The following is a 706-nucleotide window of genomic DNA, read 5'->3' as shown; positions in this document are numbered from 1 at the left end:
GACGTCCTCGTCACCTACGAGTCGGAGTTGGCGCGGGCCCGCGAGTTGGTCGAACGCGCCGCCCGCGACACAGAGCAGGTCATCGAGGGGGGTCCGGACATTCGCGTCGGCAGCGCTCGCTACCCTGCGAAACCGACGGCGTACCTCCACTCGTACGCCGACAACGGCGTCCTCTTGCGCCTTCGCTACTGGGTGACGAAACCCTACAAGATGCCGCGTATCCAGTCAGACGTGCAGACACGTCTGTGGAACCTGCTCGAAGAGTCCGACGCGAACGTGGAGTTCGCCTACCCGCACACCCACGTCGTCTTCGACGAGACGAGTGGGTCGCTTCAGGTCGACGCTGGCAGTCCCGAACGCGCGCGGCACGCAGTCGCGTCACCGTCGGGAGAGGCCACCGAGTCACCCGATACCGGCGGCGACGGCGCAGAATAAGTCTGTTCAGCCGGTGTCAGTGGTTGGCGCGGACAGTGATGACCGTGGCGTCGAGTTTCTCGCGGAGGAACACGTCGATGTCCGGGTCGTCGAGGAACCGACGGAGCATCCGCCGCCAGCGACTCGCCTGTTTGGACCCGATGACGACGATATCGGCGTCCTCGGCGGCAACTTCTTCGAGGATGGTCTCTTCGACGAGGAACCCTTTCCGGACGACGTAGCGCGCGCGAGTCAGCGGGCCGAACTCGCGTTCTACCGCGCGCTTGAGTTC

General features: G+C 65.2%; 2 pseudogenes. One reads left to right on the top strand and one right to left on the bottom strand.

Annotated elements, in window-relative coordinates:
• Window positions 1–435, top strand: a pseudogene (locus tag AUR66_RS08680) (mechanosensitive ion channel); the annotation flags it as partial.
• Between the two features lie 16 nt (window positions 436–451).
• Here the strand turns inward: AUR66_RS08680 and AUR66_RS08675 are convergent.
• Window positions 452–706 (bottom strand): annotated as a pseudogene (locus AUR66_RS08675) (universal stress protein); the annotation flags it as partial.

It is taken from the genome of Haloferax profundi (genome assembly GCF_001469865.1).
GTDB lineage: Archaea > Halobacteriota > Halobacteria > Halobacteriales > Haloferacaceae > Haloferax > Haloferax profundi.
This window is presented reverse-complemented; position numbering and strand designations above follow the sequence as displayed.